Consider the following 15,174-nt stretch of genomic DNA (forward strand, 5'->3'; position numbering starts at 1 on the left):
TACAACTATGAACAACAAACCATGTGCATTAATTACCGGTGCTTCAGACGGCATTGGTTTTGAGTTGGCCAAGCTTTTTGCAGCCGATGGATATAACTTAATTTTAGTAGCCCGTAATGAGCAGCACCTTGATAATTGTGCAGCTCAATTACGCCAAAATGGTGTGGATGTAACTACCTTATCTAAAGACTTGTTTAGCCGCGAGGCTGCTTTTGAGGTATATAACGAAATTAAAGCCAAAGGCGTACAGGTTGATGTATTGGTAAACAATGCCGGGCAAGGGCTATATGGCGAATTTAAGGATACTAACATCAAACGCGAGCTTGGTATAATTGACCTGAATATTGCTTCGTTGGTAATTTTAACCAAATGCTTTTTGCAAGATATGGTAGCCCGCAATGAGGGTAAAATTCTTAACCTGGCATCAATAGCCAGTAAAGTACCTGGCCCATGGCAGTCGGTTTACCACGGTACAAAAGCATTTGTACTATCATTTACCGAAGCCATACGCGAAGAATTAAAAGACAGCAATATCACCGTCACCGCTTTAATGCCGGGGGCAACTGATACGGATTTCTTTAACAAGGCCAATATGCAGGACAGCAAAATAGTTCAGGATAAAAGCTCATTAAGCGACCCGGCAGATGTTGCTAAAGACGGCTATGAGGCCCTGCAGGATGATAAGGACAAAGTAATTTCGGGCTTTAAGAATAAAGTGCAGATTGCCATGAGCAACATAACACCCGACAGTACGGTTGCCCACATGATGAATGAGCAGCAAAAGCCCGTAAACGAATAATTAAATGGGTATGGCTATATTTTGCCATACCCGTTCAGCAAAAAAGCGGCTGTATATGTTACACAGCCGCTTTTGTTATGCTATAATAATATTACCCACTTGTTTTCATCATTTAACGCATAGGTTAGTCCGTCGCTCATGTCATATGCTTCACGGGCATATTTATCGCTCTGATAATTTTTTAATGGTTTGATAACGGTGCCACCATATTCGCGGCGTAAATACAATTCTAATGCGGTGAGATTAGGTGCAACATCACTTAATTGCTCACTATCTCCTTCACGTACAAATGCTGAACTCATATCAAATCAACATACCAGGATAGATATAGTTTACCTTAAAGTGACTGATTGAGATAGTTGCTTACTTTAGTTTAAGAGTGTTGAGGTATTAAGCCAATGCTCTGCTTCTTCCCTATTATCAAAAAAGCGGGTTTGTAATTCATTGGGTACATTTTCGAGAGTTTTGTTAGCCGCAAGCTGGCTAAATTTGCTGGGAGAGTATATCCATGCAAAACGTGTGAGCCCGGCTTCTACCATGGCAGGAAACCAATATTCAGCTCCCCAGTCGGCTGCTTCAGACCAGTTACCCATTACCTTGGTATTATCATTAAGTACGCGGCTGCAGTTATTTTTTCTAAGTAAATCGAGCATAATCATGCAGCCTTTTTTTACCGATTCCAGGTTTTGATAGCCTACCCAGTCTGCCTCCAACCTGTATTTTTCAGGGTTGTAATTAATGTTTAAAAAGTTGCTGTAATAGTAAGAATGTCCATCGGTACCATTTTCCTGAATTAAACTCTCGCCATTAAGTGGTAGTATAAAATAAAAAATCGATCCTTTACCTGGTTCGCTTTCTATCCAAAGGCTACCATTGTGCCTCTTTAATACCTCGGCCGATATATAAAGCCCCAAACCAAGGCCTTCAAATTTCATGGCTGCATTATCGGCACGATAGTATCGGTCAAATAGTTTAGTCAAATCATCCTTGCTAATGCCTATACCATGATCCTGTACCGATACTACAATATTATTTGCCACCACTTTAGAACATATGATCACTTCATTGGCATTGGGCGAATATTTAATAGCATTTGCCAAATAGTTGTTCAACACTTGTTCTATACGATGTTTATCACCGGTAACAGTAGCCGGTTCATTAATTTCAACTTTTATATGATGTTTAGTAGTAGTTGATTGTACAATTGCCGTCAATTCAGTCACCATATCGTTAAACTCAAATGGCTGAATTTCATAATTCATTTTACCGGCATTTATCTTACTTACATCTAACAAATCAGAAATCAAACGCTCCAACCGTTGTATATGACTAAACGAACGTTCAATAAACTCCTGTTTCTTATCGGGACTGCCGTTTTTTGCCGCAAGCTGATTATAGAGCTTTAAACTGGTTAATGGTGTTTTTAACTCATGACTGGCAATACTCAAAAACTCATCTTTTTGTGTTTCTTTAGCTTTTTGCAGGTCAATGTCGGTATTAGTGCCCAGCCATATAGTATTTTGATTATCATCAATTACCGGCACAGCGCGGCTTAAAAACCAATGATAATAACCACCCGCATTGCGCAGCCTGAACTCATATGTAAAAGGACTACCGGTTTTAATGGCATGCTTCCAAGCTGTCATACAGCCGCCAGCATCATTAGGGTGAATAATGTCCTGCCAGCCGTTTATCAATAGTTCGTCTTCATCACACCCAAAATAGGCGCATGATTGGTTGTTAACAAACCTGATATTGCCCGAAGCATCGGCCGACCATACCTGCTGCGGCATAATATCGGTCATTCGTCTAAACCATCTTTCTCTTAAAAGCAGGTTATGCTGCGATAGCTTTCGTTCGTTAATATTCTCAACTATGGTAAAGCCCAAGGTACCTCCATCATCGGTAAACAGTATAGATGTTACACTTACCCAAAAATCGTTACCCTTCTTATCAACCATACAGGTTTCCAGGCTAAATGAGGGCAGGTTTTTACGCCACAATTTTTCCTGAAGTTTTTGCCAGTCGGCTTTATAATCGGGGTGTGAAAATTCTAAAATATGATGCCCTATGAGTTCATCCTTGGTTTTGCAGCCCAACATACTCACAAGGGTATTGTTTACCTGCAATATTTTAAGATCGGAAGAGATTATTTTGTTACCTAAAAGCGAGTTTTCGAAAATAGTTTGGTAACGGATATTTGATTGCCGAACCTGCTCTACTGCTGCTTCACGAATGTCGCGACTATCATTTTCACTACGGCCCGATGTTTTTAAACGCAAATTCTCAGCAAGCAACTCCCTGTTCTGCTGTTCTAAAATACGTATGCGTTCTTCACTACCGGTCATAAAGCCTGTTTAAACTGGCAGTGTAATAACCAGCAATTGTTAAAAATAACTACTAAGAAATGTAAATGTTTACTTTTTACTGTTATTTAGTATATTTAATTCCTGGTTTATGCGCATGAGTTCTTCATTGGCAGCGTTAAGCTCTTCGTTCAGGGTCTCTAATTCTTCCTGGCGGTTTTGCAGTATCTGCTGGGCATCAACACTTTCGGTAACATCGTTAAACGTAACCAGCACGCCTTCCACGTTGCCTGCGGTATTAAAAAGAGGATCGTAACTAAAATCAACAAAAATTTTCACCGGTTTACCATCGCCCTGTACAATCAATATAGGCTGAGCTGTTAAAGTGAGCATTTTTTTATCGGCAACCACTTTTTCCAGCAATGCCGGAAAAGGCTGCCCCTTTAACTCAGGAAAAACCTCGAGCAGCGGGCGTCCTGTTACGTCTTGCTGTTTACGTCCCCACAAAGCCAACATTGGTTTATTAGCTTTTTGTATTACAAATTGGCTTCCTTTTAAAATACATAAACCTACCGGGGTTACGGCAAATAAACGGCTAAGCTCGTATTCACTGTCCGAAAGGTTTTGGGTACGCCGGTTAACCTGCTCTTCGGTATTTTCGGTTGCCTCAACAAGCTGTCCTTGCAATATTTTTATCTGCTCATCTCTATCCTGCTGGTTTATGAGCATAGCTGCCTGTTCCTGGCTCCCACGCAGTATTTGCATCTGGTCTTCCACATGAATGGTAACATTGCGGGTAGTACATAAAAGATAAGCAATATCGCCATTATCATCATTAACGGGTGAAATATCAACCTGCCACCAGCGTGGCTTTAAACGACTGGCAGATGTAGCAGAAATATCATACCTGAAAATAGGCAGCTTCATTTCTGTTTTGTGCAGCAGTACATCGTTCAACCCTTGTTCAAAAATTTCCTTCACATTTGAACTGGCCGTATTTGATCCAAAAACCTTCCAAAGGCTTTGCCCGGCAAGATCCTGAGCCGCATAACCGGTTGCCACAGCATAAGCCACATTTACAGTTACAATAGTAAAATCGGGAGCGTTTGGTTTAATAACCAAACGCGGCTCGGGCAATTGGTTAAAAAGGCCCATAAACAATGTATCACTTGAATGAAGCATAAGTATAACTAATCAAACAGCTTAAATTAATTCCTCTGAATATGTATCGGCAGAAAAAAGAACTTTGAGAAGTCGGCAGTATATATTTATAGAAGAATTTTTCTCAAAAGTACAAATTGCACTCGAGTTACAGCAAGAATATTCTATTGTACTCCGAATTGGTGTAGATCTGTGCCATAACAATAGGCAACACTTGTAAATTGTAAATACTATTTCTTTTAAGCCATATTACCAGATTACCTGATATTAAAAAATCATTAATTTTTTATAATATTGTATTACTAATCCCCCTGATTAAATGTCCGGTTATCATTTATGTACCGAAGCAGAGTTGATCGCAAAGTTATCTGGCGATGATGATGCTGCTTTTACAGAAATTTACCGTAGGTTTTGGGATAAGGTTTTTGCCGTTGCCTTTCATCGCCTTGATGATCAGGCCGAAGCTGAAGAGGTAGTTCAGGATGTTTTTTTCAGCCTTTGGAAGAGAAGGCATATTCTTGACTTACAATATAGCCTGAATACCTATTTAAGTACAGCCGTAAAGTATAAAGTTATTAATTATCAAAGCCGGCGATATTTTAAAGGCAAATTGATCGATATTGAGGAAGCCGCAGGCGAGGTTAGCGGAGTAGACAGCACTCAACTTTGGCTTTCGGAACGGGAATTGAAGCAACAATTGGACTACCATATTGAACAATTGCCCGAAAAATGCCGCCTGGTATTTAAAATGAGCCGCGAAGAGTGTATGAGTCATGCGGAAATTGCTCAAAAGCTCGAAATTTCAGAAAAAACAGTCGAAGCCCACATTACGCGGGCATTAAAAGTGCTTAAAAATAATTTAAAAGTTGAAATTCCAATTATTTTATGCCTTTTATTCAAATAGTTTAAATTTTTTTCACAATCTATATAGGGTTCAATATCCATTTTGTGACTATGTGGTTAAAATATCACATTGAAATCCAAAAACGATCAAAAATATATTCAGGAAATTGCCCATAAATGGGCAAATGGCGAAGCCTCAACCCAAGAAAAGGAATTTTACGAAAAGTGGTATGCTTCTTTTGATGATACTGATGTAGAATTAGAAAATTCCCGTTTCAAAAGCCCTGATGATTTAAGGGTTGATATTTATAACCGGTTAATGGCTAAGGTTAGCCTTGATAAAAAAGCCCCATCCATATTAGTTGCTTATAAAAAATGGTTTAGTGCCGCCGCTGCAATATTAATAATAGCATCTGGTTATTGGGTGTTCAGCGTAAATGCTTTAAAGAATTCTTCTGTACAAGATGTAGCTCAGGTTCACTCAATTCATCCCGGAAAAAACACAGCAACTTTAAAGTTACCAAACGGTCAGCTCCTGCAACTGAAGGATAATAAGGAAGGACTGGTTATTGATACCCGAGACTTACATTATAAAGATGGCAGCGGTATTAACTACGCTAAAGAGGCGCTTGCCAAACAACAGGAAATGGTGTTAAGTACACCAAAAGGCGGCACCTATCAGGTTGTTTTGCCCGATGGTTCTAAAGTATGGTTAAATGCGCAAAGCAGTATTACATTACCTGCTAATTTTGCCACCCAGTTTAACAGGCGCTTAAATCTTAAAGGCGAGGCATACTTTGAGATTGCCAAATCGCAGATGCATATGAGCGGTAAAATGCACCGCAGGCCTTTTATGGTGACAGTTGGAAGCGATGTAGTAGAAGTACTGGGTACAAAATTTAATATAAAAAGCTATGCCGAAGAGCCGGCGGTTAAAACTACATTGCTGGAAGGCAGCGTAAAGTTTACTTCAGGAAAACAGCAAAAAATTATGCTACCCGGCCAGCAGGCCACAGCCAATGCCGAAGCCATTACCACCACATATGTTGATGTAGATGAAGCAACTGCTTGGAAAAACGGAAATTTTCAGTTTACAGAGCAAAAAATTCAGCGCATTATGTTTGAAATAGGCCGCTGGTATAATGTGGATGTAGTGTACCAGGGTGCCATATCACAAGAAAGCTTTGGGGGCACTATTTCAAGAAACAAACCCATTACAGAAGTTTTAGCCTCATTGGAGGAAACCGGAGCCGTGCATTTTAAAATTGAAGGAAGGAGGGTGATTGTTATGCCTTAAACATACAACACCATTCAAAAAATAACCGGAAGTGGGTCCAAGCACTTCCGGCTAAAAGTTTGGATTGGTTCAGATCAAAGTACTTTAATAAACTAAACCCCTAATTACCAAACAACTCGGATACCTAAGCCTACGGCGTGGGTAACCTCTTCAAAGATATGCAAAAATCCATGTTATTGGAAAGTAAGCCGTGCGCTTATTCTTCCGGTCAAGTTGTGCGGCGTATACTAAGATTAACTATTGTTTTACTCAGTATTTTCGCCTTACAGATCAGAGCAGCAAAAGCTCAGGTTGTTACAATTTCTAAAACCAACGCCAAACTGGTTGATGTATTTAAGGAAATAAGAAAGCAAACTGGTTACGACTTTGTGTACACCTCGTCGCAAATGAATGAGGCCAGACCGGTAACTGTAAACCTGCAAACAGCAACCTTAGAAACTGCTCTGGCAGCCTGCTTTCGCGATCAGCCTTTAACCTACTCCATCAAGAATAAAACCATTATTGTTAAAGCTAAGCCCGTATCGGAGTCAAGAACCACAGGCTTACCATCTCTTGTTAAATACCGTTTGGTTACAGGCCAGGTTAATAGTGCAGATAATAAACCTGTAACCGGCGTAACCGTAGTATCAAAAGAATTAAATGTTAGAACGGTAACCGATAAAGAAGGTAAATACCGCATTGACGTAATTGACCAAGGGCAGGCCATGTTGATATTTAGCTATGTAGGCTTAGAAACCAAAGAAGTATCGGTTATGGGCCTATCTGTAATGGACGTAACCTTACAAAAAGCGGTTAAAGAGATGAATGAAATTGTGGTTACCGGTTACCAGGTGCTTAAACGCAGCGATGTGGCAGGCTCGGTAGCCAGTATACAAGCCAAAGACCTTAATCTTAATGGTATAAACACGTTGGAACAAGCCCTGCAAGGCAAACTGGCCGGTGTGGTGGTAACCAATAATAGCGGCATGGTGGGCACCAAACAAAACGTGAGAGTACGCGGAACATCGACCCTTATTGGCAGCCAGGAACCTATATGGGTGGTTGATGGTATTATACAGGAAGACCCATTGCCTTTTAAAGCTCAGGAACTAAATACTTCGGGTGGTATTAACTCTGACAACTTTGATTACCTGCGCAATTTTGTGGGTAACTCTATACGTTGGCTAAACCCTAATGATATACAAGATATTACTGTACTTAAAGATGCATCGGCAACAGCTATTTATGGTGTGCGTGCGGCAAACGGTGTAATTGTGATCACCACAAAAAAAGGACAGGTTGGTCCGCCATCTGTTAATTATTCAACCAATTTAAGTGTAACTGACAAAGTAACTTACAATAAATTAAACCTCATGAACTCCAAAGAACGGGTGGCCGTATCGAGAGAGATCTATGAGCGAGGACTTACATCTCCGTTTGTAAACAATAATATTGGTTTTGCGGGTGCATTAAATGAGTACCTGTATTTAAAAACAATAAACGAATCGGAATTTAACGCCAAAGTAGCCGCTATGGAAACGGTTAATACCGATTGGTTTAAATTGTTGTTCCGTAAGCCCTTCAGTATGTCGCACAACCTGGGTGTTTCGGGCGGAAATGCCAATACCAGGTATTACTCATCATTTGGATATAATAAAACATACGGGACGGCTATAGGCAATGATATTAATAACATTACGGGAAACCTGTCAATGACCACCCAGCTTTTTAAAAATCTTACGCTCGGGTTACGCCTTTCGGCATCAAAGAATACTACCAACGGCTTTTACCAGGTTAGCCCGTATGATTATGCTTCAAAAACAAACCGTGCAATTGCCGCTTATGACAGCAACGGTGAACTAAGTTTTTACCGGACTAATTCAAATTACTTGTTTAACTTTTTAAACGAGAGAGATGAAACCGGTAACGTGAATAATGTGCTTAGCACTAACGCGGTAATGGATGTAAACTACCAGCTATCAAGTAAATTCCGCTTTCAAACATTGTTCAGTTACAATGCTTCGGCTACAAATGGCAATACTTACGCAACCGAAAAAACAGAATATATTGCAAAATCTTTCCGCTTTAATGATGGCCTAAAACCGTCCGATCCTGCTTATGGCAACTCAAAGTTGCCAGTGGGCGGAGAATATAATCAACTCAATAGTACTAACCGCACCTGGGGATGGCGTAATAGTTTATCATACGGCCAAACTTTTGCTCAAAAACACAACGTATCGGCTATGGTAGGTATTGAGGCCAACAGTTCTCAATTTGATGGGTTTCAATCAACCGCGTACGGTTATTTAAGAGACAGGGGCAAATCTTTTGCCACACTACCGCTCACGGTCACCTCTTCTAAAACAGTTAACTCTTTATTGGTATCTATACCTACAATTACCGATAGAAGAGTAAACACCATGGGGGTTTACCTTACCTCAAGCTACTCGTACGATAGCAGGTATGTGTTGAATTTTAGTGTTAGAAATGATCGATCGAACCGTTTTGGCCAGTTTACCAACGAAAAGTTCAACCCGGTATGGGCAGGTGGTTTGCGTTGGAATATTGCCAACGAAAAATGGTTTACTACCAGCAATTGGTTGAGCGGGCTAAGCTTGCGTAGCTCGTTAGGCTACCAGCGTAACATAGCTTCCAATGTAAGCCCCGATCTGATTATTAAGCTTCCAACGGGCGCAGCAGCAAACTCAACCGAGTCGTTTACTCAGGAACAGTTATTAACTGTACGCAGCCTACCATATGGCAACCTGCGTTGGGAACAGAATTTAAGCTTAAATTTTGGTATGGATTGGAGCCTGTTTCAAAATAAAATAAGCGGCTCATTTGAATACTACACTAAACGCGGTCGCGAATTACTCACCAGCCTTTCGGTACCTGTAGAGTACGGGGTAAGTTCAATGATCATTAATGGCGGCTCTATGAATAACTCGGGCTGGGAATTAACAGCCGGATTTGTACCAGTACGCACAAAGAATTTTACCTGGTCGGTAAATTTAAATACTTCAAAAAACAATAACCGTATCACAAAAACCGGCGCACAGGTGGTAAGCTGGCAAACAGCAGCATCAGGGCAGCTTAATTCCGTTGGTCAACCGGTTTCCGGGTTTTATGCATTCAGGTATACAGGTATTAATCCGGCAAATGGCGAACCTACTTTTGACCTAAGTACTGCTCCGGGCAGCGATCCTAAAGACCCAACCTCGTTTATGCAATACGTGGGTAAATTAGATCCTGATTTTACTTCAGGCCTGGGCATGAATTTCAGATATAAAATGTTGACCTTCAGTAGTTCATTTTATCTGCAGTTAGGTGGCAAACGCTTTTTAGCACCGTTGTACAATTATGCTGCTACCAACAGCGGTTTGCCAACCGAATACGAAAACCTGTCGCGTTTGATATTAGACAGATGGACACCATCAAACCCTAATGCAACCGTTCCTGCTTTACCTAACGGAACTTTGCCCAACATTAATCTGCCAAATGGAGATGCACGAGGGAATAGAAATGCTTATAACTTTTATAACTATAGCACCGACAGGGTGGTAAGTGCATCAAGCCTTCGCTGCAACAACATCAACGTAAGCTACTCTTTGCCTGCCGAAGTTGTTAAGAAATTGAGATGTAAAAATTTAGCGATAGGTGGTGGCGTAAGTAATCCATTTGCTATTAACAGCAGCGACTTCAGAGGTATTGACCCCGAAGTAGCGACCGGCGGACAGCCAAGAACGAGAACGTACACGTTTAGCATGAACTTAAGCTTTTAAACATGAAAAAATTATACATATATACCCTTCTGTTAATATCGACGCTGACATTTTCGTGCAAAAAATTTTTAGAGGAGTATAGCCAGGATGAAATGCGTCCTGGAACAATTAATGATTTGAACTCGCTGATGTATGGCGACGCCTACCCATACACTGTCTCTATGGAAACCTTTGACGTGCTTGCAGATGATGTGCAGAATAATCCGTTGGTAAATGTAAACGGATCGCCGGTTGCCACTTACCTGGGAGCGTTACAAGCTAATACACTCATGTACACCTTTAACCCTACCATGTTTGATGGTTTGGCCACCACGCCGGAGTCGGCAGACGTGTATACCAAAATGTACTTAAAAATAAAAGGTTGTAACGTGCTGATCGATTATGTTGATAAAGTATCTGGAACTGTGACCGATAAAAATGCTGTTTTAGGTCAGTGCCTTTTTTTAAGAGCGTACTACTACCTTAAATTAGTTACGCTTTATGGCCAATCATATATTGCTCCGGGCGTAAACCCCGAAACCAGCCTTGGCGTACCGCTGGTATTAAGCAGCGAGGTTAAAGACGGTGGCTTGAAAAGAAATACGCTGAAAGAAGTATATGATCAAATTGAAAAGGACCTGATAGCTGCTGAAGATCTTTTACGAAATAACTTTGTACAGCCTAACGCATTTCGTGTTAACAGTGATGTAGCCAATGGCCTGTTATCTCGTTTTTACCTCTATCGGGGTTTAGATACCGACTGGGGCAAAGCCATACAGCGTGCCGGCCAGGCTTTGCAAAACCGGTCAACTTTAACAGCTTTGTCAAGCTGGGTAGGCGCTAACAATTCTATTGCAGCCAACGGTATTTACAATTCAACAAGCCCCGAAGTGCTTTGGGTTTACGGTGGCACACATTCGCCAATTTTAGTTCCGGAGATAGATAGCAGGGCATTGCCTCCGTTTTCCGTATCGGCAGATCTGATCGCGCAGTATGATAAGGGTACAAATACGTCAAACTATGGTGATCTACGCTTCCAGTTCTACTTTCAATCATTTACCGTAAACGGCAGCAGGTTAACATATCGTACGGCAAAAAACACCATTAATGCACAATATGGCACTAAAGGATTGAGGGTTGCCGAACTTTATCTTAACCGTGCCGAAGCTTACGCACGCAGGTTTTTGGCTACGGGTAATGCCGGTGACAGGCAGGCGGCACTGGCAGATCTGAACACCTTACGGCAAAGCCGTTTCGATACGCGCAATACACCCTACGTGCCGGTTAATATTACTGCCGCGCAGGACCTATATAAATTTTGCCAGGATGAGCGCAGGCGTGAATTATGTTTAGAAGACGGGCATCGCTTTGTTGACCTGAAGCGTTGGGGTTTAGGCGTAACACACGTATTTACCGGCACCGATAATGTTACAGCTACTTACACGCTGGCTCCTAACGCCCCGCTGTTCACACTGCCAATACCCGCTAATGCTATGAACAACAATACCGGGCTTATACAAAATCCAAGATAACTCACGTTTTGAAAATTGATTTCATGAAAAATTATATCAATATATTGTTGGCGCTGGTTATCTGTACTGGCATTAACGCATGCTCAAAAAAGGAGGAAGCACTTACTCCTTCAAACATTGATGTTACCTATCATTTACCACAGGGTAATAATGCTTTTGATCAAACTATTAAAGGATATTTTGATAATTACGGCACCTTTGTGTTATATAAATTTAATGACCGTGATGCATATTGGACGCCAACCAGCTTTAAAAAACCAGCTGTTGGCATAAACGGTTTTTGGAGTACAGGTGTGGATGTTGTGCCATCTAATACTGATTATGTTGCCTTGCAACTTGATCTATTAGATAAAAGCTTATTCAGCCTTTACCCAAGCAGCTTTTTAAAACAATTTTTACCCATAAAGTTGCTGTTGTGTAGCAAAGTGGATTCGGTATCAACTACTATTGCCGCATCAAAAACGGTAAAAAAAATTCCTGCTTACTATAGTTATGATAACATTACTGTTAATTATGGCGATGCTTCTATCAGCCAAATGACAGCGGCTGAAAAACTGACATTTTTAGCGCGGATAAACCAGGTTTTTTTTCAAAACATTAATGAACGGGCATTAATAAAACCAATACCCGAATTTGTTAATAGTGCCGATTATACCACCTCAAACGGCACAGCGGCTGCGGCTTACGCTAAAGGTATAGTAGCCAGCTACACATCGGCCAATGTTAATAACGATTGGAATGCCTACATAATGGCAATGGTAACTTTATCTGAAGCTGATCTGAATCGTTTAGTTTCAAATACCATCAATAGCCCGTCAGGAGTTCTTAATCCCGCCAAGGATGTTAACGGTCTTATAAGAAAGCGTTACAATATTGTACGAAACTACTTCATTAATACTTACCAGGTTGATCTTCAAAAAATAGGTAATAAAGCCAAAGGTTTTTAACCTGCCCAAAGAACTTAAACAACGCATAGCTCATCATTTGGTGAGCTATGCATAAAATCAAACTAATGAAACTACTTATAAAGTTGTTGCTTCTGGCACAGGTATGCTTTTGTACAACCATGTACGCCCAAACAGCAACTCCACTTCCGGCCATCGGCTCGTTTATAAAGCCGGCTGCAACCAGGCATGCCGGTGTATTTAATGTTTATGTGCAGGATGCCAAATATTACCTCGAAGTCCCCGACTCATTACTGAAACGGGACATACTGGCCATGATCGTAATTAACCGTGGTTCGGCCCAGTTAGCACGTGATCCGCGCAGGCGTTACGGCTTTGCGGGTGATGTGGTGCACGAAACCATTTTCAGGTTTAGCAAAAATAAACGTGGCGGTATTAATATGGAGCAGCCGCAATTTTATAATGCACCCGGCGCAAAAAGCAGTTATTATGCCACGCTGCAAAATAAGGCAGTGCCTATAATATTATCTTTTACGCCGGTGGCACAAAGCAAAGATGCATTACTGATTGATGTTACTACAGCACTAAATTCTGATATGCCTTTGTTATCGTTAAGCGGTGCCAAAGAAGAACTTGGATTGGGTGCATACCAGGCCAATTTATCGTCCCCGCTAAGCGTTTCGAGTTATAAAAATAACCTTGTATTTCGTTCCACGCGTGCTTACGGCCCTGGAGTAGCGGCGCAAAAGCCGGCTTCATTAGCCCCGGGCGAACCACAGCAGGCTGAGGAAGCAGATAAGCAGGTAAACGGTCCAACAGCCTGGGAGGTAGGTGCCAGCTGGTATTTACTGCCAGCAAAACCTATGCGCCAGCGTATAGCCGATAAGCGCGTGGGCTTTTTTACCCGGGCAATTAAAGATTACACTCAAGACCCCAGCAAGGCCGATGATATAATTTTAACCGCCAGGTGGAAGCTTGAACCCAAAACTGCAGATATTAAAAAATACAACCGCGGTGAACTGGTTGAACCTGCCAAACCCATTGTGTTTTATGTAGATAAAAATACGCCCGCCTATCTGCAACCTTATTTTATTGCGGGAGTAAACGCTTGGCAAAAATCCTTTGAGAAAATTGGTTTTAAAAATGCCATTACGGCCAAAATGGAGCCGGATTCAACACAAGATCCTGAGTTCTCGATGGATAATGCCAATTATTCGGTAATATCTTACAAGCCGTCAACCACGGCTAATGCTTACGGCCCTATGGTGGTCGATCCGCGCTCTGGTGAAATATTGAGTTCACATGTGGCCGTGTTTCATAACATTACCGATTTATTACAGCGCTGGTATTTTGTAATGTGTTCAACTAATGACCCTCGTGCCCGTAAGCTGCCGCTATCTCAAGATATTATGGGCCGTTTGGCGCAAACGGTAATCACCCATGAAGTTGGCCACACCCTTGGCCTCAGGCATGATTTTGCCGGAAGCCATTCGTACGATGTGGATAGCGTGCGCAAACGCTCTTACGTTGCAAAAAATGGATTTGGAGCATCGATAATGGATTACCTGAGGTTTAATTACGTAGCCCAGCCCGAAGACGGGTTTACTGCCGATGAGTTACTGCCTCAAATTGGCGTTTATGATGATTACGCCATTGAATGGGGATACAAGTACTTGCCACAATACAAAACCCCTGCCGACGAAGCTGAAAAACTAAAGCAATGGGTATCTGAAAAACGTAAAGATTCACGGTTATTTTACTTTCCTGAGGGTGATTTTTATGACCCGAGAGTTCAATCTGAAGACATGGGCAATAATGCCATGAAGGCGGCAGCGCTTGGCATCAATAATTTAAAGCTCATTATGAGCAATCTGGAAAGCTGGCTGGAAAAAGATGATGATGAGAATTACACCATGTTGAAAAAAATGCATACCGCCGTAGCAAGCCGTTATAATGAATACCTGGGGCATGTATTAAAAAACATTGGCGGCCACTATGCCGACCAAGCTTTAATAGCCGAAGGTAAACCTAATTACATACCTGTAAGCCGCCAAACACACAAGGAGGCCATGGACTTTTTAAACAAATATTTTTTCCAGGAGCCTTCGTGGATGTTTCCTCAAAATATTACCAATAAAACTCGGTTTGTTTTTGCCGGCCAGGTAGAGGGAGATTATGAAGTTTTTATGGCAAGGATATTTTTCAAATTCTCGGCCATATCCCGTAATGAACGCATTCAAGGCTATCAAGCTTACACTGCTGCCGAATATTTTGATGATATATATAACGGGATATTTCTTGACCTCAACGACAATAAGCCTATATCAAGCTACAGGCGTATGCTGCAACGCACCTATGTTAACAAGTTGCTGAGTTCGATTTATAATCCTCCTACCTACGAAAACGATGTAGCCATTATATTAAAACAGCAAGCCGAAAAAATTAAGCAGGCCTGCAATGCATCGCTCAAAAATAAAACAGATGATGCTACAATAAACCACATCAAAGCCATTACATCCATGATAAGCCAGTGGGAAGGCAATAAACCTACCATTTAATTAACCATCGTCTAAAATTATTCAGAATATTAA

Annotated in this window: 10 protein-coding genes; 7 read left to right on the forward strand and 3 right to left on the reverse strand. The window is 41.3% G+C overall.

Annotation, left to right across the window (positions count from 1 at the left end; all coding sequences use genetic code 11):
* Window positions 1-7: 7 nt before the first annotated feature.
* Window positions 8-799 carry an SDR family NAD(P)-dependent oxidoreductase gene (locus QE417_RS06500; RefSeq protein WP_311948524.1) on the forward strand — a complete coding sequence of 264 codons (792 nt, stop codon included), beginning with the start codon at window positions 8-10 and terminating at the stop codon, window positions 797-799.
* Between the two features lie 80 nt (window positions 800-879).
* Here the strand turns inward: QE417_RS06500 and QE417_RS06505 are convergent, their stop codons facing one another.
* From QE417_RS06505 to QE417_RS06515, 3 genes are all read right to left on the reverse strand, one after another.
* Window positions 880-1,101, reverse strand: a complete 222-nt coding sequence (locus tag QE417_RS06505; RefSeq protein ID WP_311948526.1) for a hypothetical protein — start codon at window positions 1,099-1,101, stop codon at window positions 880-882.
* Between the two features lie 66 nt (window positions 1,102-1,167).
* The gene (locus tag QE417_RS06510; protein WP_311948529.1) at window positions 1,168-3,147 is read right to left on the reverse strand and encodes a PAS domain-containing sensor histidine kinase; all 1,980 of its coding nucleotides are present in this window, start codon (window positions 3,145-3,147) and stop codon (window positions 1,168-1,170) included.
* 69 nt (window positions 3,148-3,216) lie between these two features.
* Window positions 3,217-4,287 carry a PAS domain-containing protein gene (locus QE417_RS06515; RefSeq protein ID WP_311948532.1) on the reverse strand — a complete coding sequence of 357 codons (1,071 nt, stop codon included), beginning with the start codon at window positions 4,285-4,287 and terminating at the stop codon, window positions 3,217-3,219.
* A 298-nt stretch (window positions 4,288-4,585) separates the two neighbouring features.
* Here QE417_RS06515 and QE417_RS06520 point away from each other — a divergent pair, with 298 nt between their 5' ends.
* The 6 genes from QE417_RS06520 to QE417_RS06545 all read left to right on the forward strand — a co-directional run bounded on the left by QE417_RS06520 (window position 4,586) and on the right by QE417_RS06545 (window position 15,141).
* Window positions 4,586-5,170 carry an RNA polymerase sigma-70 factor gene (locus tag QE417_RS06520; protein WP_311948533.1) on the forward strand — a complete coding sequence of 195 codons (585 nt, stop codon included), beginning with the start codon at window positions 4,586-4,588 and terminating at the stop codon, window positions 5,168-5,170.
* A 69-nt stretch (window positions 5,171-5,239) separates the two neighbouring features.
* Window positions 5,240-6,406, forward strand: coding sequence for a FecR family protein (locus QE417_RS06525; RefSeq protein ID WP_311948536.1), 1,167 nt, complete (start codon window positions 5,240-5,242; stop codon window positions 6,404-6,406).
* A gap of 158 nt (window positions 6,407-6,564) precedes the next feature.
* Window positions 6,565-10,167, forward strand: coding sequence for a SusC/RagA family TonB-linked outer membrane protein (locus tag QE417_RS06530; protein ID WP_311948537.1), 3,603 nt, complete (start codon window positions 6,565-6,567; stop codon window positions 10,165-10,167).
* A gap of 2 nt (window positions 10,168-10,169) precedes the next feature.
* Complete coding sequence (locus QE417_RS06535; RefSeq protein ID WP_311948539.1) at window positions 10,170-11,678, forward strand: RagB/SusD family nutrient uptake outer membrane protein; 1,509 nt, start codon at window positions 10,170-10,172, stop codon at window positions 11,676-11,678.
* 23 nt (window positions 11,679-11,701) lie between these two features.
* Window positions 11,702-12,625: a putative zinc-binding metallopeptidase gene (locus tag QE417_RS06540; RefSeq protein ID WP_311948541.1), complete on the forward strand. Its 924-nt coding sequence runs from the start codon at window positions 11,702-11,704 to the stop codon at window positions 12,623-12,625.
* A gap of 65 nt (window positions 12,626-12,690) precedes the next feature.
* Window positions 12,691-15,141 (forward strand): zinc-dependent metalloprotease, encoded by a 2,451-nt coding sequence (locus tag QE417_RS06545; protein WP_311948543.1) that lies wholly within the window; start codon window positions 12,691-12,693, stop codon window positions 15,139-15,141.
* Window positions 15,142-15,174: the final 33 nt, after the last annotated feature.

The sequence above is a fragment of the Mucilaginibacter terrae genome (assembly GCF_031951985.1).
GTDB classification, from domain to species: domain Bacteria; phylum Bacteroidota; class Bacteroidia; order Sphingobacteriales; family Sphingobacteriaceae; genus Mucilaginibacter; species Mucilaginibacter terrae_A.

What these genes read in the sequence shown, in the direction of transcription:
- QE417_RS06500 (WP_311948524.1), top strand. Translation starts at nt 8, where the DNA reads ATGAACAACAAACCATGTGCATTAATTACCGGTGCTTCAGACGGCATT.
- QE417_RS06505 (WP_311948526.1), bottom strand. Translation starts at nt 1,101, where the DNA reads ATGAGTTCAGCATTTGTACGTGAAGGAGATAGTGAGCAATTAAGTGAT.
- QE417_RS06510 (WP_311948529.1), bottom strand. Translation starts at nt 3,147, where the DNA reads ATGACCGGTAGTGAAGAACGCATACGTATTTTAGAACAGCAGAACAGG.
- QE417_RS06515 (WP_311948532.1), bottom strand. Translation starts at nt 4,287, where the DNA reads ATGCTTCATTCAAGTGATACATTGTTTATGGGCCTTTTTAACCAATTG.
- QE417_RS06520 (WP_311948533.1), top strand. Translation starts at nt 4,586, where the DNA reads ATGTCCGGTTATCATTTATGTACCGAAGCAGAGTTGATCGCAAAGTTA.
- QE417_RS06530 (WP_311948537.1), top strand. Translation starts at nt 6,565, where the DNA reads ATGCAAAAATCCATGTTATTGGAAAGTAAGCCGTGCGCTTATTCTTCC.
- QE417_RS06535 (WP_311948539.1), top strand. Translation starts at nt 10,170, where the DNA reads ATGAAAAAATTATACATATATACCCTTCTGTTAATATCGACGCTGACA.
- QE417_RS06540 (WP_311948541.1), top strand. Translation starts at nt 11,702, where the DNA reads ATGAAAAATTATATCAATATATTGTTGGCGCTGGTTATCTGTACTGGC.
- QE417_RS06545 (WP_311948543.1), top strand. Translation starts at nt 12,691, where the DNA reads ATGAAACTACTTATAAAGTTGTTGCTTCTGGCACAGGTATGCTTTTGT.